The sequence below is a fragment of the Pseudoalteromonas sp. 2CM28B genome (assembly GCF_023161935.1).
Genome location: NZ_JALNTH010000005.1, coordinates 119426 through 144876, shown reverse-complemented (window position 1 = coordinate 144876; position 25451 = coordinate 119426). Strand labels below are relative to the sequence as shown.

20 protein-coding genes are annotated in these 25451 nt (G+C 42.3%); 9 read left to right on the top strand and 11 right to left on the bottom strand.

All coding sequences use genetic code 11. The annotated features are described in order from the left end of the window. Position 1: 1 nt before the first annotated feature. Together hutU and hutC are read right to left on the bottom strand one after the other, a co-directional pair. On the bottom strand, positions 2–1675 hold the full coding sequence (hutU, locus tag MTN96_RS09530; RefSeq protein WP_248531373.1) for a urocanate hydratase: 1674 nt from the start codon (positions 1673–1675) through the stop codon (positions 2–4). A 67-nt stretch (positions 1676–1742) separates the two neighbouring features. Continuing rightward, positions 1743–2450 (bottom strand): histidine utilization repressor, encoded by a 708-nt coding sequence (hutC, locus tag MTN96_RS09525; protein WP_054982938.1) that lies wholly within the window; start codon positions 2448–2450, stop codon positions 1743–1745. A 111-nt stretch (positions 2451–2561) separates the two neighbouring features. Between hutC and hutI the strand changes: the two genes are divergently transcribed. Continuing rightward, positions 2562–3809, top strand: coding sequence for an imidazolonepropionase (gene hutI, locus MTN96_RS09520; protein ID WP_248531371.1), 1248 nt, complete (start codon positions 2562–2564; stop codon positions 3807–3809). Positions 3810–3931: 122 nt separating this feature from the next. Then, positions 3932–5596: a GGDEF domain-containing phosphodiesterase gene (locus MTN96_RS09515; RefSeq protein WP_248531485.1), complete on the top strand. Its 1665-nt coding sequence runs from the start codon at positions 3932–3934 to the stop codon at positions 5594–5596. 203 nt (positions 5597–5799) lie between these two features. Here MTN96_RS09515 and MTN96_RS09510 read toward each other — a convergent pair whose 3' ends face one another. Further along, positions 5800–6846 carry a formimidoylglutamase gene (locus MTN96_RS09510; RefSeq protein WP_248531369.1) on the bottom strand — a complete coding sequence of 349 codons (1047 nt, stop codon included), beginning with the start codon at positions 6844–6846 and terminating at the stop codon, positions 5800–5802. Between the two features lie 76 nt (positions 6847–6922). Beyond that, positions 6923–7420, bottom strand: coding sequence for a ribonuclease E activity regulator RraA (gene rraA / locus MTN96_RS09505; protein ID WP_004589330.1), 498 nt, complete (start codon positions 7418–7420; stop codon positions 6923–6925). Positions 7421–7622: 202 nt separating this feature from the next. Between rraA and MTN96_RS09500 the strand changes: the two genes are divergently transcribed. The 3 genes from MTN96_RS09500 (at position 7623) to MTN96_RS09490 (ending at position 11166) form a co-directional block, all read left to right on the top strand. Continuing rightward, positions 7623–8162, top strand: a complete 540-nt coding sequence (locus MTN96_RS09500; RefSeq protein WP_248531367.1) for a phosphatase PAP2 family protein — start codon at positions 7623–7625, stop codon at positions 8160–8162. Further along, entirely contained in the window at positions 8159–9196 is a 1038-nt protein-coding gene (locus tag MTN96_RS09495) for an MJ1255/VC2487 family glycosyltransferase (protein ID WP_024031313.1), read from the top strand. Before MTN96_RS09500 ends, MTN96_RS09495 begins: the two co-directional genes overlap by 4 nt. Positions 9197–9285: 89 nt before the next feature. After that, the gene (locus MTN96_RS09490) at positions 9286–11166 is read left to right on the top strand and encodes a methyl-accepting chemotaxis protein (RefSeq protein WP_004589333.1); all 1881 of its coding nucleotides are present in this window, start codon (positions 9286–9288) and stop codon (positions 11164–11166) included. Between the two features lie 31 nt (positions 11167–11197). On the opposite strand, the gene MTN96_RS09485 is transcribed toward MTN96_RS09490, so the two are convergent. From MTN96_RS09485 to priA, 5 genes are all read right to left on the bottom strand, one after another. After that, the gene (locus MTN96_RS09485) at positions 11198–11572 is read right to left on the bottom strand and encodes a gamma-butyrobetaine hydroxylase-like domain-containing protein (RefSeq protein WP_055254643.1); all 375 of its coding nucleotides are present in this window, start codon (positions 11570–11572) and stop codon (positions 11198–11200) included. A gap of 62 nt (positions 11573–11634) precedes the next feature. Continuing rightward, positions 11635–12963, bottom strand: a complete 1329-nt coding sequence (gene hslU / locus MTN96_RS09480; protein ID WP_004589335.1) for an HslU--HslV peptidase ATPase subunit — start codon at positions 12961–12963, stop codon at positions 11635–11637. An 11-nt stretch (positions 12964–12974) separates the two neighbouring features. Next, a complete protein-coding gene (gene hslV / locus MTN96_RS09475; protein ID WP_004589336.1) occupies positions 12975–13493 on the bottom strand; it encodes an ATP-dependent protease subunit HslV in 519 nt (172 codons plus the stop codon). A gap of 79 nt (positions 13494–13572) precedes the next feature. After that, entirely contained in the window at positions 13573–14100 is a 528-nt protein-coding gene (locus MTN96_RS09470) for an SPOR domain-containing protein (RefSeq protein ID WP_004589337.1), read from the bottom strand. 11 nt (positions 14101–14111) lie between these two features. Next, complete coding sequence (priA, locus tag MTN96_RS09465) at positions 14112–16298, bottom strand: primosomal protein N' (RefSeq protein WP_248531365.1); 2187 nt, start codon at positions 16296–16298, stop codon at positions 14112–14114. Between the two features lie 232 nt (positions 16299–16530). On the opposite strand from priA, the gene rpmE reads away from it, so the two are divergent. Together rpmE and MTN96_RS09455 are read left to right on the top strand one after the other, a co-directional pair. After that, positions 16531–16746: a 50S ribosomal protein L31 gene (rpmE, locus tag MTN96_RS09460; RefSeq protein ID WP_004589339.1), complete on the top strand. Its 216-nt coding sequence runs from the start codon at positions 16531–16533 to the stop codon at positions 16744–16746. Positions 16747–17267: 521 nt separating this feature from the next. After that, positions 17268–18509: a malic enzyme-like NAD(P)-binding protein gene (locus tag MTN96_RS09455; protein ID WP_029771819.1), complete on the top strand. Its 1242-nt coding sequence runs from the start codon at positions 17268–17270 to the stop codon at positions 18507–18509. Positions 18510–18570: 61 nt separating this feature from the next. Here the strand turns inward: MTN96_RS09455 and metJ are convergent, their stop codons facing one another. Beyond that, the gene (metJ, locus tag MTN96_RS09450) at positions 18571–18891 is read right to left on the bottom strand and encodes a met regulon transcriptional regulator MetJ (RefSeq protein ID WP_004589341.1); all 321 of its coding nucleotides are present in this window, start codon (positions 18889–18891) and stop codon (positions 18571–18573) included. A 268-nt stretch (positions 18892–19159) separates the two neighbouring features. Here metJ and metB point away from each other — a divergent pair, with 268 nt between their 5' ends. Together metB and metL are read left to right on the top strand one after the other, a co-directional pair. Continuing rightward, entirely contained in the window at positions 19160–20407 is a 1248-nt protein-coding gene (metB, locus tag MTN96_RS09445) for a cystathionine gamma-synthase (protein WP_096041057.1), read from the top strand. A gap of 6 nt (positions 20408–20413) precedes the next feature. Beyond that, positions 20414–22759, top strand: a complete 2346-nt coding sequence (metL, locus tag MTN96_RS09440) for a bifunctional aspartate kinase/homoserine dehydrogenase II (RefSeq protein WP_248531363.1) — start codon at positions 20414–20416, stop codon at positions 22757–22759. 54 nt (positions 22760–22813) lie between these two features. On the opposite strand, the gene MTN96_RS09435 is transcribed toward metL, so the two are convergent. Next, positions 22814–25330: a PBP1A family penicillin-binding protein gene (locus tag MTN96_RS09435; RefSeq protein WP_248531357.1), complete on the bottom strand. Its 2517-nt coding sequence runs from the start codon at positions 25328–25330 to the stop codon at positions 22814–22816. Positions 25331–25451 lie beyond the last annotated feature (121 nt).

Below are 25451 nucleotides of genomic sequence, written 5' to 3'. Positions count from 1 at the left end.
ACTATTCCTTGTTTAGCATAGGGAGATCTAGGTGGTGCTCTTGCGCACAATTTTTTGCAATGTCGTAGCCTGCATCAGCATGGCGCATAACGCCGGTAGCAGGGTCGTTCCAAAGCACACGAGCTATGCGTTGCGCGGCTTGTTCACTACCATCTGCAACAATAACCACGCCTGCGTGCTGGCTAAAGCCCATGCCCACTCCGCCGCCATGGTGCAGCGACACCCATGTTGCGCCACCCGCAGTATTAAGCAAAGCATTAAGTAGCGGCCAATCAGAAACGGCGTCTGAGCCATCTTGCATACTTTCGGTTTCACGGTTGGGGCTTGCTACAGAGCCAGAGTCGAGATGATCGCGACCAATTACAACCGGCGCTTTAAGCTCGCCATTTTTAACCATGTCGTTAAAGGCCAGTGCAAGGCGAACCCGGTTTTTTAAACCAACCCAGCATATACGCGCTGGCAACCCCTGAAATTGAATGCGCTCACGCGCCATATCAAGCCAGTTATGTAAGTGGGTATCTTCTGCGATAAGCTCTTTCACTTTTGCATCGGTTTTATAAATGTCTTCGGGGTCGCCCGAAAGCGCAACCCATCTAAATGGGCCAATTCCTTCACAAAATAACGGACGGATATAAGCAGGCACAAAGCCCGGAAAATCAAACGCGTTAGTAACGCCTTCTTCAAATGCCATTTGGCGAATGTTATTGCCATAGTCGGTAGTGGCAGCACCGGCTTTTTGAAGTGCTAGCATGGCGTTTACTTGCACTGCCATAGATTGCTTAGCGGCTTTAACCACTGCCTGTGGGTTTTGTTCACGCATTTTTGCTGCGTGTTGCATGCTCCAACCTTGCGGTAGGTAGCCGTTGAGTGGGTCGTGCGCTGAGGTTTGGTCGGTCACTATATCAGGGGTAATATTACTGTTTGCCAGTGCAGTAAAAATATCGGCAGCATTACCTAATAAGCCTACCGATAATGCCTTGCCTTTAATGCAAGCATCGGTAACTAGCTCAAGCGCGTGCTCAAGTGTCGTGGCTTTTACATCAACGTAGCCGGTTTTAATTCGGAAATCGATACGGGTTTCGTCGCATTCCACAACTAATGCGCTAAAACCTGCCATCGTCGCGGCGAGTGGTTGTGCGCCTCCCATACCGCCAAGGCCTGCTGTTAAAACCCATTTACCTTTTGCATTACCGCCAAAGTGTTGCTTTGCCATTGCTACAAAGGTTTCGTAAGTGCCTTGCACTATGCCTTGTGAGCCAATATAAATCCAAGAGCCCGCGGTCATTTGCCCATACATCATTAAGCCTTTTTTATCGAGCTCATTGAAGTGCTCCCAATTTGCCCAATGTGGCACCAGGTTAGAATTAGCAATGAGAACGCGCGGCGCGTTTTCGTGGGTTTTAAATACGCCCACGGGCTTACCCGATTGCACAAGCAGGGTTTCGTCGTTTTCGAGCCTATCAAGGGTTTCAATTATTTTATCAAAGCTTGGCCAGTCTCTTGCCGCACGGCCAATACCGCCATATACCACTAACGCGTGAGGGTGCTCTGCCACATCAGGGTCTAAATTGTTCATTAACATGCGTTTAGCGGCTTCTGTTTGCCAACTTTTAGCGCTAATTTTATCGCCATGAGGCGCGCGGATTTCTCGGTGTGTGTCGAGCCGGTTGTTCATGAATTTCTCCTGTTGTATATACAAGATGGTCAGCTACAAAAAAACGCCCTTGAGCGTTACGTTGTTATTATTTTTTAAATGTTAAGTGCCCGCCCAAACGGTATTTACTGCCCGGTGATACTAAGCGAGCAAAGCTCACTATGCCTTTTGTAGACCAAGTACGACGAATAACCTGCAAGCAGGGCTCTTCGTTATACAGGTTAAGCCATTGGCACATTTGCGAGTTAGGCATAACCGCTTCCACTGTGTGGCGCGCTTGTGTGAGCGGCGCTACGCTCGATAAGTATTCATGCGGGGTGAGGGCGCTAAAGTCTTGTTGTAAATAACCCGCGGCTAAAGCTGGGTTTACAAATCGCTCTTCTACTTGCAGTGGTTTGTCGTTCTCATTGTGTACAAGCACACTGCGATACACCAGGCTATCTACTTCAACGCCAAGCGCAATAGCTATGGGGGCTACCGCATTGATTGATTCAAGCACCTGCACACTACAGCTGTATTGCCCGTTACGTTCTTTTACTTCATCGGCTATGTTTTTAATTTCAAGTAGTGACGACTGCGATTTAAAACTGGCTACAAACGTACCTAACCCTTGGCTGCGCGTTAAAATGCCGGCATCTGTTAATTCGCTCAGTGCACGTCGTGCGGTCATACGGCTTACAGAAAATTGGCTGCTAAGCTCGTTTTCTGAGGGGACACGTTGGTTTTCTTGCCATGCGCCATTTTTTATTTTATCGACAATAAATTGTTTTATTTGTGCAAATTTAGGTGTGGTCATTACTATTATTAGCTGTACTTAAAATAAACTATTTAATAAAGATGGCATAATTATCTTGTATATACAAGGTGTATTGTTAGACTGTATTTTAAGCACGTTAGGGAGCTAAGTATGCAAAATAAAACAACGGGTTACACCTTAGAAGATCTCGACTTATTATTAACTGATGCCAACATAGCAACCATGGATAGCACAATAGATGCACCTTATGGGGCTATAGAAAATGCGGCACTGGCGATTAAAAACGGCGAAATTGTATGGTTAGGTGAGCAATCAAACTTACCCAGTTTTGATGCCTTTGCTACCCCTACATTAAGTATTAAAGGGCAATGGTTAACACCTGGGCTTATTGATTGCCATACACATTTAATATTTGCAGGCTCCCGAGCTGAGGAATTTGAGCAGCGCTTACAAGGTGTAAGCTATGAACAAATAGCTGCACAAGGTGGCGGTATAGCCAGTACCGTTAAGGCCACTCGCGCGGCAGATCATGAGCAGTTATTTGTTGATGCAAAAGATCGCTTAAACACTTTACTTGCCGAGGGCGTAACGACTGCTGAGATAAAGTCGGGATACGGGCTTGATGTTGAAAACGAAATAAAAATTTTAGAAGTGGCGCGTTTGCTTAATGAGCATCATCCTATTGATATTAAAACCACGTTTTTAGGTGCACATGCGCTACCCCTTGAATACAAAGGCCGTGCAGATGAATACATAGATTTAGTATGTACGCAGATGCTTGAGCAGGTAGTGGCTAATAACCTTGCCGATGCTGTGGATGTATTTTGTGAAAATGTAGGCTTTAGTCTTGCACAAACAAAACAAGTGTTTGATGCAGCTACAAAACATAACTTGCCGGTAAAATGCCATGCTGAGCAGCTTTCTAATCAGCAGGGCGCACAGCTGGTGGCTGAATATAAAGGCCTTTCAGCTGATCATATTGAGTACCTTGATGAAAAGGGCGTAAAAGCCATGGCAGAGGCTGGCACTGTGGCTGTTTTATTACCTGGGGCTTTTTATTTTTTACGAGAAACACAGCTTCCTCCCATCGATTTGCTGCAAAAATACAATGTGCCTATTGCTATTGCCAGTGACTTTAACCCAGGAACCTCGCCTTTATGTTCTGTGCAATTAATGATGAACATGGCATGTACTTTATTTAGGCTCACCCCTGAGCAGGCCCTTGCGGGAGTAACCCGCAATGCAGCGCAGGCACTAGGTTTAAAAGACAGAGGCGTATTAAAGGTTGGGGCAAGGGCTGATATTGCGCACTGGCAAATAAGTCACCCTTCACAATTAAGTTACCAATTTGGCGTAAATAAACTGTTAAATCTATGGATTTTGGGTAGAATTAATTAGTTTGTATTATTTTTGTCCATACTTAACATGCTTTTATTAAATTTTATAGCTAGTGGAGTGGCGTAAGCTTGAGTATTTTGACTGACAGTAACTTTCCAATATTTTTTAGCGGCGCGCTGTTAATGGCGATGGTCGCTACGTTATTTGCGGTTAAAAATACCAGTATTAAATTTAGTTACTTATGTACAGGCGCTGTCGGTTTAGCCATTTTAAGTAGCGGGGCTGCTTGGTTAGCAATATTGCTCGCTTTTGGTTTTTGCTTTCATTTATGGCAAGCGTTTGAGCGTAATAGTTGGAGCATGATTATCACAAGCGCCGTTTCAGGGTTGTTATTTGTGGTGTTGTTTTCAGCGCATTTACTCATGGACGTGCCCCTATTTTGGGTGGTGGTGGCTATTATTCTGCTAGCGGTTGTAGGGCTTATGAGCGAAGAAGAAGAGCCCAAAGTTGAAGATTCGCTTAACATTAATGAGCCTGAGCCGTATCAAGATGACTCTCCTCTTGCTGCATTTGCAGATAAACAGCAGTTACGCCAAGGCTATTACAGTTGGTGTAAAGAAAAACAGCTAGAAGCAGCACTGGTGATTGTTCGTCTAGAAGGGTTTGAGCAAGTTAACCAGCACATAGGCAGAGATTTTGGTGATTTGTTGTTGGCACAATCGGCCAACAGAATAAAAGACTTACTAAATAACGACAATGTGATTGATTTAGGTGGCCAAGAAAAATTGGCGCATTTAGGCGGTCTTAACTTTGCCTTTATTTGCAGCTTAGCTGTGCACAAACATAGCCATGAACACATTATTGAGCAAATTATTGGCGCAACACTTAAACCGTTTAACGTTGCTAATTGTACCGTAGAGGTAAAAGCAAGGGCGAGTTACGTTAATTGCGATGAGCAAGACGCTAACTTTGATAACTTAGTATCGTGTGCTTACTTAGCCCTTGACAGTCAGCCTAAAAAAGCAGTGGTTGTGTACCATCAACAAATGATGGTTGAGCAACTTGAGCAGCAAGCCCGTTTAAAAGAGCTGGCTAATATTGATTTTGTAAGCGAGCTTGAACTTTATTTTCAGCCTATTATCCGCAATGACGACGGCCAAATTGAGTTTTTAGAACTTCTGTTGCGTTGGCAGCACCCTCAACAAGGTATTTTATCTGCCCACCGATTTATTGATGATATTCATATTGCGGGTTTAGCTTACCCACTGGCTAAATTTGTTATAGAGCGGGCCGCAGAGCTTGCCATGGCGTTGCGTATAGAGGGAATTGCTATACCGCTGAGCATTAACTTATTTGGCCCCGAAATGCTTAACGAAGAGTTTGTTGAGTTTGTAGATAGTGTGGTGAGTGAGCACAACTTACAGCACGGAGATTTAATTGTTGAATGCCCGCTGCATATATTCACAGATTTAGATAATAAGGGCCGTGCGATGATTGCCCGATTAAATAATATAGGCTTAAAAATATGCGTTGATGGGTTAGGCGATAACCCCATTGTTCTTTCTAAGCTGCCAAATCTAGCTGTTGAATACATTAAGGTAGCGCCATCGCTTACTGCAGATTTTAGCAATCAAAATAATATACGTAGCCTAGTAGGCGGTATGGTTGAAATGCATAACCAACAAAATACCAAGGTTATTTTTGAGGGCGTTGAAACCTTAGACCAATTAAAGTTTGTAAAAAGTTTAAAAGCGCACGCAGCACAAGGTTATTATTTTGGCCACCCGTTAAGCAGCATTGGCTTAATGAGTTGGTTAAAGCAGTGGCAGGCTCACCAAACACAATAAGTTATGCCCAGCTGCAATAATTATTTTGTAAGGGGAACTCAGCAATTCGCTGCGATAGAATTACTCACTTATGAGCGTATAGCGTGCAAAAGTGAGTTATACACCTGCCAATAGTAAGCTCAATTAACTCACCATTTTTAGCTAAGCTAGTAAGGCAATTCTGCGCCCTTAAAAAATGCAGCGATTAATTAAGCTAATTGAAATTAACGCGTTTTTGCATGTAAGTAGGCATTAACTAATGCACTAATAATTTGCCCACAGCTTTGCATACCTGCTGTTAACCCAGCTGGGTGATTTAGCGGTGCAGCTTCACACAAATGTAGGTAGCGGGCGGTGCTGTGTTTTGCTGTTAAATACACATAATGCTCAGCATCACTAACGCTAAAGCCGCAGCATGTATACGCGCTAGCTGGTAAAAATGAAATACTGTCTAAGTCGAGTTCAATACCAAGTGGCGCATTATTAAACGTTGCTAAGGCGTGCTGTACGGCATCGGTTAGTGATATTTCTCGGCGTATATTAATAGCTTGATAGCTGTGATAACTACATTGATTTTGTGCGATTAAGTCAAAAATGGCTTGGTTATTTTTTTGCTCATGCAGGCCAATAATATGATATTGCTGCAATGCATTGTTCCTCAAAGCATAGCTAAAACCATTGCCGCTGTGGCGACCTTCGCAAGGCCGTAAATCTGCATGGGGATCAAAATTTATAGCGTTAACTGAAGCCCCACTATGTTTGCTTAAAGCACTGAGTATGCCAAAGCTATTATTGTGCCCACCGCCGATAATAATAGGCTCAAGGCCCGCATTAAATATAAGCGTTAATACCGCCTCTACACGCTCATCTATTGTTGCGCATAGTTTGCGTAATTGAGCCAGCTCTTCAGCATGCTGGTTATTTAAGCCTTGTGCTTGCACCATTACATCATCAACGTCAATTTCGCCTAACAGCAATACCTGCTGGGTCGCGTTAAACTGGTTAACTGGTTGGTTCAAAAAGTATTGTAAAAAAGCGGGCCAAGCTTGATGTGAGCCGCCATTGCCTAAATTAGCGCGAGGGCCTATATCTTCACATATACCAATTAATACGTAGCGAATACCAAATTGCGCTGCATCATTAAGGGCTTGTTGTACATTTACATGGGTGTCTAATAGGGCAACAGACTGCCAGGTTTTTGTTTCGTTAACGCGTGTGGAGCAGTAGGGTTTAACGGCGTTTTCATCATACACTTTTAAGGTAGGGTGCACTGTGTTGAATCCGTATTGAGCAGCAAAAATTATTCTGATGGCGTAAGCAGTGCTCTGTTGAGCACTGCTTGTTACTTTATTCTTCGATAACTTCTAGTTCAAGTTCTTCTGCTGATAATACAATGCCAGTACTATCTGCATAGATAAAATCGTCATCAAAAAACGACACACCAGCAAAGTTAACGCCAATGCCATCTTCACCAGCGCCTTCGCTGTCGGCGGCCACAGGAATTGATGCAATCGCTTGAATACCTAAATCAATTTCTTCTAACTCATCTACATGACGCACAGCACCAAATACAATAATGCCGTTCCAGTTGTTATCAAGCGCAAGCTCTGCAAGTTCAATGTCGATAAGGGCGCGTCGTGTTGAGCCACCACCATCGATAAGTAGTACTTGATCAGTACCGTCTTGTGAGAGTATTTCACGGATCAGTTCATTATTTTCAAAACATTTAACCGTTTTAATTCGGCCGCCAAACGTGTGTCGACCACCAAAGTTGATGAACATCGGTTCAAGCACGTCAACCACATCGGCAAAAAAGTCACATAAGTCAGAAGTGCTGTAATCCATTATTTTATCCTCAAAGGGTACATAAGTTACCCTCAGTATACCCTCCTTATATGCAATAACAACGACTTAATAGCAGTAAATTTATTCAAAAAATGCCGAAATTAGAAATGGCAACAATAGTGTCTTAAAAGCGTCACTCAATTGTTATTTTCTGCCACTAAGCTTTAACTATGGTTAGATATTGTGCAGCTAAGGGTAAATAATGAACGACAATAACGTGCTTAAAAAAATGGCTCAAATGGATGAACAACTCTTTTTAACTCTGTTTAATTATAATTCACCCAAATGGCTGAAGACGGCTGCGCTTGGTTTATCTAAAAGTGGTAATGGTGGTTTATATTTACTTATGTGTGGCGCTGTTTGGTGGCTAAGTACCAATGAGCAGCATCAGTTATTGCCAATATCGGTGTTACTGGGGTTTGCAATTGAAAGGCCTATTTATTTTTTAGCAAAACGTAGCTTTGGCCGAATCCGCCCCTGTGATTGCTTAGTCAGTAATGCGTATATTGTGCCTAGTGACAAATTTAGTTTGCCTTCGGGACACAGTGCAGCAGCATTTTTAGTTGCGGTAATATTGGGTCACTTTTTTGCAGAGTATGCGTGGCTTTGGTTTAGTTGGGCATCGGGGGTGGCGGTTTCTCGCGTAGTATTAGGCGTACATTTTCCGGCAGATATCATAATTGGCGCTGTTATTGGCAGTTCATGTGGTCTATTTGCGCTGGCTTTGGTGGTGCCTGTATGAAGATATTATACGGCATACAAGGCACAGGTAATGGCCACATTACGCGCGCCCGTGTTATGGCAAGTTGTTTTAAAGAGTTAGGTATAGATGTAGATTACGTTTTTTCAGGGCGCCCTGAAAAAGACTACTTTGATATGCAGGACTTTGCTGATTACAAAACGTTTCGGGGTTTATCGTTTAGCACTAAAAACGGCCAAGTAAAAAGCTATCAAACATTAAAAAATGCCCGAGTGTGTAAGTTAGTTAACGATATAAAATCATTTAATGTAAAAAAGTACGATTTTGTCTTAAATGACTTTGAGCCTATTTCAGCTTGGGCAGCAAAGCGCGCAGGCGTGCCTGTAGTCGGTATTAGTCACCAGGCGGCTTTTTTATCTAATAGCGTGCCTATGTTTGGCCGTGGTTTATTTAGAAAATCTCTCATTAAGCACTACGCGCCAGCAAGCACCTATTTAGGCGTACATTGGCAGCCCTTTGCAGATAATATTATACCGCCCTTTATTGCAAACCATGACCATGGCAATCCTGTCGCCGTTATGAATAAAGTGCTGGTGTATTTGCCCTTTGAGAACCTCGACAACATTATTGATTATCTAAAGGACTTCCCAGAAAAAGAGTTTTACTGTTACCACCCGCACGCGCAGGATAAATCCCTCGGGCATATTCATTTGCGCACTCCTTCACGAGCGGGGTTTTTAAACGACTTAGCAAATACCAGTGGCGTAATTGGTAATGCAGGCTTTGAGCTGGCAAGTGAGGCCTTAAAGCTTGGGAAAAAATTATTACTTAAACCTCTCGATGGTCAGTTTGAACAAGATGCAAATGCACAAACATTGCGGGCGATGAAAATGGCCCATGTAATGAATTATTTAAACCCGCAAGCGCTGGATGATTGGAATAGTGCCCCGCAAAACAAACAAATTAATTTTCCCAGTGATCCGGCCCCTTTGGTTAAGTGGCTACTTAATAAACAGTGGCATGACACTCACTCATTGCATAAAGATTTATGGGGGAGTGTTAATCTGAAAGCATGAGTTATATGTATAAAAAGTTAATAAAAAGTTCAATATAAAGCGCCAGAACGTACTACACTATTAGTGCATATTAAATATAGGTGTTTTCAATGAATTTTTTACAAAACTTAACCATTAAAAGGCGTTTGCAACTTAATGCAGTGGTAGTCGGTCTGGCAATGGTCATTTTGTTGTGTGTGATAATTTATGAGTCGCGCGTAACACTCAATCTGAATAAAACAATTCAGCTTGCAGAAGAGCTCAACGTACATGCACTAGAGCTTAGAAAGCATGAAAAAAACTTTCTTTTTTACAAGCAGCAGGAAGCACTTACATCATTTGATAAGGATTTTAAACAGCTAAGCACTAAAATCAAAAAGCTGCAGGAGGTAATGCAACAGCAGGGCATTACCACAGCGCAAATTGAGCATTTTCATACGCTTATTACTAACTACAACAACAATTTTTCAGAGGTTGTTAGGTTACAGCAGCAGATAGGTTTAAACCCTAAAGATGGGTTGTATGGCAAGCTCAGAACTGCAGTGCACGAAGTTGAGGTGCTATTAAAAGAGCAAGATAACTTTGAGCTTTTATCGGCAATGCTACAGCTGCGACGCGCTGAGAAAGATTTTATGCTGCGCTTTGATGCAAAATACTTAACTCGCTTTAACGAACTTATTAGTACGTTTAAACAAAAAATTACCCAAGCTGATTTGCAAAGTAGTTATAAGTCGCAAATAAGCCCTTTAATAGATACGTATCAAAGTGCTTTTCAAAATCTTGTAAAGGCACAAACGCAGTTAGGGCTAGATTTAGACTCTGGTGCACTAGGCGTTATGCGTATTAACGTAGAAAAAAGCGATCAGGTTGTTGGTCAAATTGTTGAGTCAACCAAGCTGGAAGTTGAGAAAAGCGTTGACCAAGCGCAGTTTATTGCCATCGTTGTATTTGTTATTTCGGGGATTATAGTGTTGGCGCTGGTGTACTTTACTAGCCACTCGATTATTGTGCCTATTGAGCGGGTATATCACACCATAAACGACATACGCCGTAATAACGACTTAAGCGTAATGATAGAGCAAACAGGTAATGATGAAGTTACCATTATGACCTCGGACTTTAATAGTTTAATAGGCGATTTTAAAAACCTCATAAACGAAGTGAATACCGCGCTTAATACGTTAAATGTGGCAACAGAGCACTTATCTGAAAGTACCTCTGCAACAAGTTCAGGCATGCAAGAGCAGTTACACGAAGCGGATATGGTTGCCACTGCGGCTACGCAAATGCAGGCAACGATTCAAGATATTTCTCATAATACCGAAGCTGCTGCTAAAAAAGCAGAGTCAACCAATCTAAGCGCGCAGCAAGGGCGTAATGAAGTAGACTCTACGGTTAAGCACATACGCGATTTATCTTCGTCGTTAGGTAACGCATCAAGTGTGGTATCGCAACTTGAAAAAGACGGTGAAACCATAGGTTCTGTGCTCGATGTAATCAGAGGCATTGCAGAGCAAACCAATTTACTTGCATTGAATGCCGCGATAGAAGCCGCTCGTGCTGGTGAGCAAGGGCGAGGCTTTGCTGTTGTGGCGGATGAAGTACGCTCGCTTGCGCAACGTACACAAGAGTCTACCAGTGAAATTGAAGGCATTATTAATACGCTTCAGCAACGCACGCAAGAGGTAGTAAGTATTATGCATCAATGTCGCTCGCAAGGTGATGAAAGTGCTTCACAAGCTATTAAAGCGGGTGATTTACTCGGCGCTATTACCGAAGATGTGCAAACCATAATGGAAATGAGCACTCAAATTGCCGTTGCTATTGATGAGCAAAGTCAGGTGGCATCAGAGGTGAACAAAAATGTAGTACGCATTAGAGACATTGCCCAAGATGCCTCTGAGCATGCAGTTAATAATGCGCAAACCAGTGAAGAAGTCTCTGAACAAGCGCGCGTATTATTTGCGGCTATTGATAAGTTTAAAGTGTAATACAGTGTAGCGTTTAAAAAGCCAATAAGGTTTAGGGAACAAACTTTATTGGTACGCTGTCTTTGTTTTGTTCGTGCTCGGCAAGACGCGCTTGGTATTTATCCCACAAGGTTTCGTGCTGCGCTTGTAGTGTTTCAAAGTAGCTCCAGCTAAATAGCCCGCTGTTATGACCATCATCAAAGTCTAATCTAAGTGCGTAATGCCCCACCGGTACAATCTTTTTTATACCAACATGTTGTTTATTAAGTACCAACTTCATTGGCTCTGCACCATGCCCTTGCACTTCGGCCGAGGGAGAGTGAACGCGTAAAAACTCGCAGCTAAATACAGTCATACTGTCATCATCAAAGTAAACATCTAGGTTTTTACTCACGCTATGATAATGCACTTTTGTTACGTGTTTCATTTTATATGTCCCATTAAAAAGCCCCCAATATGGAGGCTTTTAGTATAGTATTTTTGCCTACCTTATAAAATAAAGCGGCTTAAATCTTCATCTTCAACTAATGCGCCTAAATGTTTTTCTACATAAGCGGCATCAATAGTAAGGGTAGAGCCTGCTTGTTCAGATGCATCGTATGAAATTTCTTCCATTAGCTTTTCCATTACTGTATGTAAGCGACGAGCACCAATGTTTTCGGTTTTCTCGTTTACTTGCCAAGCGGCTTTAGCAATGCGCTCTATTGCATCATCGTTAAACTCAACATTTACTTGCTCAGTTTTAAGCAATTCACGTTGCTGCTCAGTAAGTGAAGCATGCGGCTCAGTAAGAATTCGTTTAAAGTCATTAGCACTTAGTGCTTCAAGCTCTACACGAATAGGTAAACGACCTTGTAGCTCAGGGATCATGTCTGATGGTTTAGCCATTTGGAACGCACCTGATGCAATAAATAGCATGTGGTCGGTTTTCACCATACCGTGCTTAGTATTAACGGTTGAGCCTTCAATTAGTGGAAGTAGGTCGCGTTGTACACCTTCACGGCTAACATCTGGGCCTGACGAATCGCCACGCTTACAAATTTTGTCTATTTCATCAATAAACACAATGCCGTTTTGCTCTACTGCAAAAATAGCCTGCTCTTTTAGCTCTTCAGGGTTAACTAATTTAGCGGCTTCTTCTTCGGTTAATAACTTAAAGGCTTCTTTAATTTTTAACTTACGCTTAGTACGTTTGTCGCCACCCATGTTTTGGAACATGCTTTGCAACTGGTTGGTCATATCTTCCATACCAGGAGGCGCCATAATCTCTACGTTTGGCTGTGCTTGTGCTAAATCTATTTCTATTTCTTTATCATCAAGCTGACCTTCGCGTAATTTTTTACGGAATGTTTGACGAGTAGATGAGTTGTCATCGCGCTGTGTTTCACCGTATTGATCTTTAGCCGGTGGTAAAAGTGCATCTAAAATACGCTCTTCTGCTGCTTCTTCTGCGCGGTGTTTAAACTTTTTAGTTTGTTGCTCGCGGGTCATTTTAATTGACACATCAACTAAATCGCGAATGATAGTCTCTACTTCTTTACCAACATAACCCACTTCAGTAAATTTAGTCGCCTCTACTTTAATAAAAGGCGCATTAGCGAGTTTAGCTAAACGGCGGGCAATTTCAGTTTTACCGACACCGGTTGGGCCAATCATTAAAATGTTTTTAGGGGTTACTTCGCTGCGTAAGTCATCGTTTAGTTGCATACGGCGCCAGCGATTACGCAGGGCAATAGCCACGGCTTTTTTAGCATTAGCTTGACCAATAATATGCTGATCTAACTCGTGTACAATTTCTCTTGGGGTCATAGCAGACATAATGGGTCCTATTATAATTCTTCGATTGTTTGGAAGTTGTTGGTAAATACACAGATGTTGCCAGCAATGGTCAGGCTTTTTTCTACGATATCGCGAGCGCTTAAATCGGTGTTTTCTAATAGGGCAGTGGCTGCTGATTGAGCAAAGTTACCACCGCTACCAATGGCAATTAAATCGTTTTCTGGCTGCACTACATCACCATTACCGGTGATAATTAGTGAAGCAGTTTCATCTGCAACCGCAAGGAGTGCCTCAAGCTTGCGTAAAGCTCTGTCGCTACGCCAGTCTTTGGCCATTTCTACAGCGGCTTTAGTGAGGTTACCTTGGTGCATTTCTAGTTTGCTTTCAAAGCGTTCGAAAAGGGTAAAGGCATCAGCAGTACCGCCGGCAAAACCAGCAATTACTTTGCCATTATAAAGGCGTCGAACTTTACGGGCGTTGCCCTTCATTACGGTATTACCAAGTGAAACTTGGCCGTCGCCACCAATTACTACTTTATTGTCGCGGCGTACACTTACGATAGTGGTCATGTTATTCCTCATCATCAAGCTGCGGGGGCAGCTTGTAAAAAACGATTATGATGAGGTTATATGGGTGAATGGACTAATTTCAAGTCCAGCCCCAAATTCCGCAGCTAACAACATGCACTCGCTTGAGTTTGTTTTTGTCGCTTTCAGCTTGGCGCTTTGTTTTATAAGGGCCTAAACGCACTTTATACCAAACACCATTAGTACCTGTGGTCTTTTTAATTTCAGAAATTAAGCCCGCAAAGGCAATTTTAGCTTTGAGGGTTTCGGCTTGTGCGTGTGTTCTAAACGACCCACACTGCATAACATAGGGGCCTTTTTGCTCAATTTCTCTTACTTCAACTTGGATCTCGTGCTCTTTAATTTCTTCAATGAACTTAGGGGCGCGAGGTTTAGCTATTTCTACTTTTTCAGCTGTTTTAGGGTGCGCCTGCTGCTCAACAAGCTCAGGGTCGGCGTTATTTTTAATAAACCATAAGCCGTAAGCAAAGCCGCCTACAAGCAAAACAGTAATAACAACTAAAAGTATAGGAAATGGTTTTTTAGCAGGGGCTTGCTTGGTGTTTTTTCTACCCGCTGGTTTTTTATTAATATAATCGTGCTGTGCCATTTGGCTTTAACCTAAATCATGTCTATAGGGTCAACATCAAGGCTCCAGCGCACTTTTTGTGCAAGTTTGCTGGTGCTTAAATAGTCGACCATTTGCGCAAGATACTGATGCAATACTTTGCGGTCTTGCGCTTGAATATGCAATTGAAACCGGTACATACCCGCCACTCTTTCTAGTGGGGCAGGAATTGGACCGAGCAATTGTATACCAGATACACCGTTAACAGGAACCAAATCCGTCAAAAAATCGACAACGAGCTTAATACTGTGCCCTTGTGCTCTAACTATAGCCATATTGGTAATGGGTGGAAGGTCGGCATCATCACGCTCACATAAAGCAAAACGGGCAAAATCTTGGTAGCCATTATTTACTAAGTCTTGCAATAAAGGGTGTTCAGGAAAGTGGGTTTGCAGTAATACTTGGCCTGGCTCACCAGAGCGACCCGCGCGCCCAGCAACTTGAGTTACCAGCTGGGCTAAATGCTCTGTGGCTCTAAAATCGCACGAGTACAAGCCGCTATCTACATCTAATATAAGCACTAAGCTAACATCGGCAAAATGATGACCTTTAGCCAACATTTGTGTGCCCACTAAAATACGCGCCCCGCCTTGGTTTATCTCCTCTAAGGCTTTTTCTAAGCTCCCTTTACGGCGGGTTGAATCGCGGTCGATGCGGGTTACGGGTGTATCGGGGAATTCACTCGATAAAAATTCTTCAATTTGTTCGGTGCCTTTACCGTTAGGAAAAATTTGTGTGCTACCGCAATCAGGACACTGGTGAGGTACTGGGTGTTGCTCACCACAGTGGTGGCAAATCATTTGGCCAATGGCTTTATGAAAGGTTGCGCTGGTGCTGCAGCGATTGCACTCACTCAGCCAACCGCATTCGTGACAAATTAGCGTAGGAGAAAAGCCACGACGATTTAAAAACACCATAACTTGCTTACCACGGTTTAAATGTTGGCGCATAGTGGCAAGGCTTGCGTGTGCAATACCCGCTTGGTCGGGCTGGCCTTTCATATCAAGCAACATAAACTGATTATCGGTCGCAGTTTGTGCGCGCTCTGTAAGGCTTAAAAGTTGGTATTTGTTGTTTATAGCTTTGTGCAGTGTTTCGAGCGCAGGGGTGGCACTGCCTAAAATAAGCGGTATTTTGTGCTGAAATGCCCGATAAGCGGCTAAATCGCGTGCGTGGTAGCGTAAGGTATCCTGCTGTTTAAATGAAGAGTCATGCTCTTCATCAACCACTATCATTCCTAACTTTAAAAAAGGTAGAAAAATACTCGAACGGGTACCTATTACAATTGCGCAGCTGCCTTTTTCGCAAAAACGCCATGTTTGCAAGCGTTCGTTATCGGTTAGGGCAGAGTGCCATAGCATAATTGGCGTATCGGGAAAGCGACGACGAAATCGGTTAACAGTTTGTGGCGTTAAGCCTATTTCAGGCACCAATACTAAGGCTTGCTCGCCACGTTTAAGGACTTCTTCCAGGCATTGTAAATACACTTCGGTTTTACCACTGCCTGTCACACCTTCTAATAAAAAGCTTTTAAAGCCAACACTTTGATTTATTGTAGTGCACGCTACGGCTTGCTCTTTATTAAGTACTGGCTTAGTGCCAACTGTGGGGGCAACGCTTTGCCATTGATTATCATGCTCGATGCTTTGGGTTATAAGCTCTTTATCTATTAAGGCATCTATTGTTTTTTTACTAAAGCCGAGCGCTTTTAGCTCGGTTACCGACGACTTACCCGATTGCGCGAGTTGCTTTAGTAAATTTAACTGAGTTTTTGCTTTTAATGATGGAACCTTTGCGCCTTTTTCGGTAAGGCTAACCATGTTAATGCTAGTTTTATCTGGGTTTTCACCTTGGCGAAGCGCACCTGGCAGCGCAATGTGTATGGTTTCGCCGAGCGGGTAGCAATAATAGCGTGCAGTAAAGCTAAGCAGTTCTAAATGCTGTGATGATAAAATAGGAGTTTGGTCAATAACCTCAGTAACCGCTTTAATTTTGTTCTCTGGCACGTCGGTATGCGTTTTAAGAGCAAGAACAACCGCTACTTTCTTTTGATTGCCAAAAGGCACTAAAACACGCATCCCTGGCATAATAGGCGCCGAGGGCGAGATGAGTTGTTCATCTATTTTATAATCAAAGGTGCGTGGTAACGGAACTTTAATAGCAACTTCAACAAAACGCATAACAACTCATGTGATAAAGGGTAATAGCTTAATGTACTAAAAATAAGGCTAAAAACCTACATACAAATGGATGCGGTAGCGCTGGTTGGTTACTTTTTTGGCAAAAAGCGTAATTAAAGCTTGTGCGGGGCAAGCTAGTTGGATAAAATCCGCGGCCTATAAATTTGTTTTAACGACGTATGGTGCCAGACTTCGGGTTTGGAGAGCGATGCGGCCTTAACTAGAGGTTCCTATGAAAGAAGGTATTCACCCTAAGTACGAAGCAATTTCTGCAACATGTTCATGCGGAAACAAATTCGAAACTCGTTCTACTCTTTGTAAAGACATTCACCTAGACGTATGTTCTGCGTGTCACCCGTTTTACACTGGTAAGCAAAAGATTTTAGACACTGGCGGCCGTGTTGATCGCTTCAACAAGCGCTTCGGTGCACTTAGCAGCAAGAAGTAATTATTGCTGTTTAGAAAAAAAAAGCACCTTCGGGTGCTTTTTTTGTGCCTAAAATTCATCATTTTTACTAAAAAATCACCGATTGTTGCCGTACTACGTATGCATAACTATTTCCTGTTCTTATTCTGAATATGCATAAACCTTTGCAGACAAACTCACAATTCTTCTCTATATTTTTTATACGTTAATTTTTAACCAAGCTGCTAAAAGTGCTTATCGTGGCGATATTTGTTTTTAACGGTGATAAACGCGCCATATTGGTGCATTTTACTATTTTAATATTCTGCTATTTTACAAAAATATTGGCAGGGCAAAATGAACCTCAAAAAGCACTATTTGAATGAATTTTTATTTGTTTAATATTGATAACTTTTAGCGAAGTTGCTGATAAATCACTTAAAATTAACGGATATAGCATATAACAGGATAGACCTGATATTGCTTGGAATTTAAAAATAATAAGAGTATCTTAGCCCCATACTCCCTCTCACTTAACTTAAATTGCAGGATACCATCGCGTTATGTCAGATTTTCGTGAACAAGCATTACACTACCACTCTCACCCCGTTCCAGGCAAAATCAGCATTGAGCTAACAAAACCAGCCGAAACGGTGCAAGATTTAGCATTAGCATACAGCCCTGGTGTTGCAGAGCCTGTGCGCGAAATTGCAGCAGACCCAGCCAATGCATATAAATATACCGGTAAAGGTAATATGGTTGCGGTGATCAGTAATGGTACGGCAATTTTAGGTTTGGGTAATTTAGGGCCATTAGCCTCTAAACCTGTTATGGAAGGTAAGGCGCTTTTATTTAAACGTTTTGCTGGCCTAGATTCTATTGATATTGAAGTTAAGCATCGCACCACCGAAGACTTTATAAATACAGTGGCTAATATTGCCGACACGTTTGGTGGTATTAACTTAGAAGATATTAAAGCGCCAGAGTGTTTTGAAATTGAAAAAGCACTTATTGAGCGTTGCAGTATTCCGGTTTTTCATGATGACCAACACGGTACCGCTATTGTAACTGCGGCAGGTATGCTTAACGCCTTAGAAGTGCAGGGCAAATCAATAGAAGATGCCATTATTGTATGTTTAGGTGCAGGCGCTGCAGCGGTTGCTTGTATGGAGCTGTTAATTAAGTGTGGTGCACTGCGCGAACATATTTATATGCTAGACCGCAAAGGGGTTATTCATACTCGCCGCGATGACTTAAACGAATACAAACAGCTTTTTGCTAACAATACAGATAAGCGTACTCTACAAGATGTAATTGCTGATGCTGATGTGTTTGTAGGTGTATCGGGTCCTAACTTACTTGCACCTGAAGATCTAAAACTAATGGCTGATAAGCCAGTGGTGTTTGCATGTTCAAACCCAGATCCTGAAATTGCACCTGAGCTTGCGCACAGTGCACGTAAAGACTTAATTATGGCAACGGGGCGTTCTGATTTCCCTAACCAAGTTAATAATGTTTTATGTTTCCCGTTTATTTTCCGTGGTGCACTTGATGTACGTGCAAGCGCCATTAACGATGAAATGAAAATAGCCGCTGTTGAAGCTATTCGTAGTATTGCTAAAGAGCCAGTGCCTGAGCAAGTATTAAAAGCAGCGGGTGTAGAAAAGCTCGAATTTGGTGCAGACTACATTATTCCTAAACCTATGGACCCGCGTTTATTACCACGTATAGCCAAGGCGGTTGCTATTGCTGCTGTTGAATCGGGCGTGGCACAAATTGACTTACCGGAAAATTATATGGCGTAATCTATAGCGCTTAAACAAAAAAACCTCAGCATGCTGAGGTTTTTTTGTTTAAAAAGACGTTTTATTCTTCGTCTAAAATAGGCACTTCTAAACCCATTTCTTGCATTATTTTTTTAACTTCTTCAGGTACTTTTTCTGCGTTATCTTTACGTAGGTCATCATCATTAGGTAATGGCTGGCCTGTAAAGGCATGCAAAAACGCTTCGCATAGTAACTCGCTATTTGTTGCATGACGCAAGTTGTTTATTTGACGACGTGTACGCTCATCAGTTAATACTTTTAATACATTTAGCGGGATCGAAACGGTGATCTTTTTAACTTGCTCTGATTTTTTCCCGTGTTCTGCGTATGGGTGAATATACTCACCATTCCATTTAGCCATAAGATGTATCGTTGCCTCAGATTATTAATTTCTCACACGGCGTAAAAAGCGTGTAAATATGCGTGAAATTCTATCGTTTTAAAAAAGATAGTCAAATAATAGATAGCAATCTATCTTAATAAGCTGGCTGTAATAGTAAATACAGCCTCATTGAAGTTTTACACGTCTGTTATTTTTAGCCATCTAGAGCTTTAAAAGCTTTGACTTATTATAATGGATAACTTACTCTTTTAGACGTCTAAACATCCAAATCAATCAGGTGACGAATATGAGCGAAAAAAACAAAGCAACCATTGCTGTACGAAATGGGGTTGATGCCGATAAACATCATGGCGCCGTTGTACCGCCAATTTATTTATCGACGACTTATTCGTTTGCCGATTTTGATACTAAGCGCGCATACGACTATGGACGCAGTGGTAATCCTAATCGCGATATTTTAGCTGACACTCTAGCAGAGCTTGAAGGTGGCGCACGCGGAATTATTACTGCTACGGGCATGGCAGCAGTGCACTTAGCCACACAGTTATTAAATAACGATGATACATTGGTTATTCCTCACGATTGTTATGGCGGCAGCTACCGTTTATTTACGTCGTTAGAAAAGCGCGGCTTGCTTAAACTTAAAGTGCTTGATTTAACTAAACCAGAAAGCTTAGAACAAATTTTAACCATTAAACCTAAATTAATCTGGATAGAAACACCAAGCAACCCTGTGCTGCGCCTAACGGATATTAAAGCCGTGACGGATATAGCAAAACAGTGCGGTGCATTAGTGGCCGCCGATAACACCTTTTTATCACCGGCATTACAAAACCCAATTAAGTTTGGCGTAGATATTGTTGTGCACTCAACCACTAAATATATAAACGGCCATTCTGATGTTGTAGGCGGTGCAGTTGTTGCTGCAACACAAGAGCTTGGTGATGAGCTTGCTTGGTGGGCCAATAACATTGGTATTACCGGCGCACCATTTGATAGCTATTTAACGTTACGTGGTTTACGTACTTTAAATGTGCGTTTAAAACAGCACCAAGAAAATGCCCTGGCAATTGCTAAATACCTAGAAAGCTCTGAGTATGTTAGCCAAGTTTACTACCCAGGCCTTGAATCGCATCCTCAACATACGCTTGCTAAAGCCCAACAGCTTGGGTTTGGTGGTATGGTTAGTTTTGATATTAAAGGCGATGTGAATGATGCTGCGGCGTTTTTAACAAGCCTTAAAGAATTTAGCTTAGCAGAATCGTTAGGTGGAGTTGAGAGTTTAATTTGTCATCCTGCGACCATGACTCACGCAGGTATGGAAGCTCAAGCACGTTTAGAGGCGGGTGTGGGCGATACGCTAATTCGTATTTCGGTCGGTATTGAAGATATAGAAGACCTACTGGCTGATTTTGAACGTGTATTTAACTTAGTTAAACCTGGTCAAAATAAAAATGTAGGGCGTGTTGGTAAAGCTGCAGGCAATGCCAATGGTGATGTAAAGCAGCAGGCTGCTCATCCAGCTTTGTGGTGATTGAGTATGGTAAAAAGTGTACATAAATTTGGCGGCTCGAGCTTAAGCTCGGGCGAGCGTTATCAAAGTGTGGCAAAAATAATTATTGGCCACACACAGCCTGGCGATTGCGTGGTTGTATCTGCTGCGGGTAAAACCACCGATACATTGGTTTCGCTGTGGCAAAGTTATCAACAACAAGATAAGCAAGCCGTTGCTGATATTTTGCTGCAATTGAGTAATCACCAAACAGCATTAATTGAAGAGTTATTAAAAGCCGATGCTAAACACACTGCTTTAGCTGTGCTAGCGCAAGAGCTAAGTGATGTAGCGGAGCAAGCCAGCAAGCAGCAGTTACAAGAGGCGGCCTTACTGGCGCATGGTGAGCTGTGGTCTGCGCGATTATTAGCAGCCTATTTAACGCAATTAAACATTCAAGCGTGTGCTCATGATGCTAGAGCGCTGTTTAGTGTAACAAGCGGGGAGCTTTTGCATGCGCAAAACAAACAGCAATGCAGCCAAGTTATTGATGCAAATAAAATTAACGTAGTAACAGGGTTTATCGCAGCAAGTGCTGATGGTAAAACAGTTACGCTTGGGCGCAATGGCAGTGATTACAGCGCCACCTTATTGGCCAATTATTGCGACGCACAAAATGTATGTATTTGGACTGATACGCCAGGGGTCTTTAGTGCCGACCCACGTAAAGTTGAAAAGGCGATTAAGTACAACAAAGTGTGCCGTGAACAAGCTAACTTATTAGCTCGATTGGGTAACCCTGTGTTACATGCTAAAACGCTTTCGCCTTTAAAAAACAGTAATATTAAACTGGCTGTACGTAGTAGTTTTGATGTGCAAACTGCTCCTACCGATATTGTAAAACAAGGCAAAGCTAAGCAAAAACGTTTTATTACTACATTACAAAACGTTGATTTACTGCTCGTTGAAGGCCTTAACGCGGGAGAAGTGGCGCATGTTAGCCAGCTTATTCAGCACAGCCTTCATCATTTTATACACAACGGCGATACATACTTAGTTGTGCCCGCGGGTGCAACGCATCAAGTAGTGAGTTATTTTGCTGGGCGAGCAAATATCAGCGAGTCTAATTTAAATGGCTGCGCGGTGGTTGCGCCTACGCAAGATGTTTATACGCTAAGTACATTAGCGGCTGAGGTTTTAAATCAGCAAAGTATTCACCCTCGTTTTATTCATCAAGATACAGACTATACATTGCTGTTAACTGATCAGTTAATAGAAAGCGATGTACTTAGTTTATTGCACGAAAAATTAATTAATAAAGGCCAAGAAGTTGCCCTGGTTGTGGCTGGCTTAGGTAATGTAGGCGATGAATTTTTAAGTCAGCTAGATGCTCAATTTAAACGTTTGTCGGACGATTATAGTATTAAGCTAGTTGGCTTAATTCGCTCGCAACATATGCTATTTAATGCCTCGGGTATTAAACTCGGACAGTGGAAAAAACAATGGCAGCATAATGCCGTTGCTTATGAGCAGGCGGATTTATTAAGTGCATTAAACGAACTTGATTACGAGCACAAAGTTGTTGTTGATATAACGGCAAGCGAGCAATTTAGCCAATTATACACCGACTTTGTAGAGCGAGACTGCCATTTAATAAGTGCTAACAAGTACGCGGGCACTGCTGCATCTAGTTGGTATAACGCGCTGCGCCAAAGTATTAGCGAGCGTAATTTGCATTGGCGCTACAACACCAGTGTTGGGGCAGGATTGCCAATTAACTTTGCGTTGGCCGATTTACAAAATAGTGGCGATAAAATTACCCGTATTGAAGGCGTTTTCTCGGGCACACTCTCGTGGCTATGCAGTAAGTACGATGGCAGTGTGGCATTTTCTGACCTTGTTCTTGAAGCGCAAAAAATGGGCTTTACAGAGCCTGATCCTCGCGAGGATTTATCGGGCCGGGATATGCAACGTAAATTGCTGATACTTGCGCGCGAGCTTGGCATTGAATTAGATTTAGATGATATAAGCTTACAAGCATTAATGCCTGATGAGTTAGCGCAAGGTTCATGGGGTGACTTTTTAGCGAATAAAGATAAGCTAAATGCCTTTATTAAACACCATGCCGATGCGGCAAATGCTCAAGATGCTATACTTAGGTATACCGGTTTATTGGCATTAGAGCAGGGTAAAGTATCGGCGAAGGTAGGTATTACTTACGCGCCTAAAGGGGACGCCTTAGCTAACTTAACACCTGGCGATAATATCTTTGTTATTAATAGCCAGTGGTACAACGAAAACGCCTTAGTAATACAAGGCCCAGGGGCGGGCAAAGAAGTGACCGCCGCGGGCGTGCACTCTGATTTATATTGGTTAGTTAAAAACTTAAAATAGCGCAGCAAATATTAATAGTAAAACGGCAGCTTGTGTAAGCTGCCGTTTTTGTTTTTAGAATAACTCTTCTTCTGTTTTTGTATCTTCTTCAAAAATATCAGTTGGCTGAGACAGCACATATTTTGTAGGCGCAGTGCCTTTTTCAAAATATTCAAAGCGACTGGTGTAGTCGTTTTTATGACTTAACAAACCTGTTTTTAAATCGATACGAATTGAAACTAGCCCTTCAGGAGGCTCTATTGGCGCCTCTGGTGTGCCCTCAAGCGCCACTTTCATAAAATCAACCCAAGCAGGTTGTGCCGTTTTGGCGCCCGATTCAGCGCCAGAGATTTGGCTGCTATCTAGGTTGTTATTATAGGTGGAGCGCCCTAACGAGTTACCTGGGTTGTCAAAACCAACCCATACAGACGTTACTACATTGCGGTTAAAGCCGCTAAACCAAGTATCAACAGAGTCATTGGTTGTGCCTGTTTTACCCGATAGATCGCGTCTATCTAATGCTTGCGCACGCCAACCTGTCCCGCTCCAGCCTGTTTTATGGGTCCAGCTACCGCCACCCCATACTGCGCTGTGCATTGCTTCAGCAATTAAAAAAGCATTTTGCTTTGAAATAACACGTGGTGCACAACGTGGTTGCGTGGCTGTATCATCTGTTATGTCGGTATCTAGGTTGTTGTTGGCAAAGCTATCCATTGCTTGAGAGGCGGGTAATAACTCGTCTTCATCGCAAGCAAGAGCCGGGTTTGCTTTAAATAGTACATTGCCATAGGCATCTTGAATTTCAGATATAAAGTAAGGTTCAATTAAGTGACCGCCATTAGCAAATGCGCTCATGCCGCGAGCAAGCTCTAATGGCGTGATTGATGCACTCCCTAATGCTAACGATTCACTGCGGTTGATATCAGCATCTTTAAAACCAAACTTAAGCAAGTGATCGGCGGTGCGTTGTAACCCTACACCGCGAAGTAAGCGCACAGAAATAACGTTTTTAGATTGTGCAAGTGCACGGCGAATACGTATAGGGCCATTATAAACGGCTGGGCTGTTTTTTGGTCGCCACGCTACACCTAAACTTTTATCCCACTGGTTTATTGGCGCGTCGTTTAAAATAGAGGCCAATGTATAGCCATTTTCGAGCGCAGCAGAATAAATAAAGGGTTTAATATTAGAGCCAACTTGGCGTTTAGCTTGTACCGCTCGGTTGTATTGGCTTTGCTCAAAACTGTAACCGCCTACTATAGCTTTAATGCGACCATCTTGTGGGTCGAGTGAAACAAGTGCACTGGCAGCTTCTGGTATTTGGCTTAGTAGGTAACTGTCGTCGTCATTTTTACGCAGCCATATTTGCATGCCAGGGGTAAGAATGTCAGTAGCGGCTTTAGGGGCAAAACTTTGGCGGTAGCGAGTAATGTATTTGCGCGCCCATTTTAAATTATCCCAATCAAGTGTGGTGCGCTGGCCATTTTTTAAAATAACGTCAGCGGTTTTCTCTGCCACATTTAACACCACGCCAGCATGCAAATCAGCTATTTCTTTAACAGGTTTTAGCTTTTCTATAATTTGCTGCTCACTTAAGGCAGGCTGTGTTTCTGGATCCCACAACACGTCTACAGGCCCACGAAAGCCATGACGCATATCATAGTTATGTAAATTATTAACTAAAGCTGTTTGCGCAGCCTTTTGAACTTTAGACTCCACAGAGGTAAATATTTTAAAGCCAGAGTTATATGCTTTTTCTACACCGTAGCGCTCAACCATCTCAGCACGAACCATCTCAGAGATATAAGGGGCGTAAAGGTCTATCTCAGCACCGTGAAAATAAGCAGTGATAGGCTGGTTAGCCGCATCGTTGTATTGCTGTTGCGTAATATAGTTTTCAGTAAGTAAGCGACCAAGCACTACATTACGACGTGCTTTAGCTCTAATTGGGTTACGAATTGGGTTAAGCGCCGAAGGGGCTTTAGGTAAACCGGCAATCATTGCCATTTGTGCAAGAGTGAGGTCTTTTAGCTCTTTGCCATAGTAAACTTGAGCAGCAGCACCAATACCAAATGCACGATTACCTAGTTCTATTTTATTAAGATACAGCTCAAGAATTTCGTCTTTTGTTAATACACTTTCAATATGTAGAGCTATAAAAATCTCTTTAACTTTACGAATATACGCTTTTTCTCGTGTTAAAAAGAAGTTACGAGCAAGCTGCATAGTAATGGTACTCGCGCCTTGCTTTTTCTCACCTGTTGAAATTAACACAATAGCAGAGCGGACAATACCAATAGGGTCTATACCAATATGGTCATAAAAACGGTTATCTTCTGTGGCTAAGAAGGCATTAATTAAAGGTTGAGGTATTTCGTCTATAGTAACGGGGATGCGGCGTTTTTCACCAAATTGATTAATTAAGAGTCCATCTTTGGTAAAGACTTGCATAGGGGTTTGTAATTGCACGTCTTTTAAAACTTGCACACTGGGGATATCAGGTTTAACGTAATAATAAAGGCTGATTAAAGTGATCAGACCAATTAACGTGCAAATGATAAAAAATTGTAATGTTCTTTTTAATAAAATCACTTATATTTCCCTAAATGGACTCCCAATTGCGAGTTTAGACTGCTAGTATATATTGATTAAAAAATGAATAATATTTTTTACTATAAAAATTATAACTTGTTTATTATTAAAACAAAGGTCA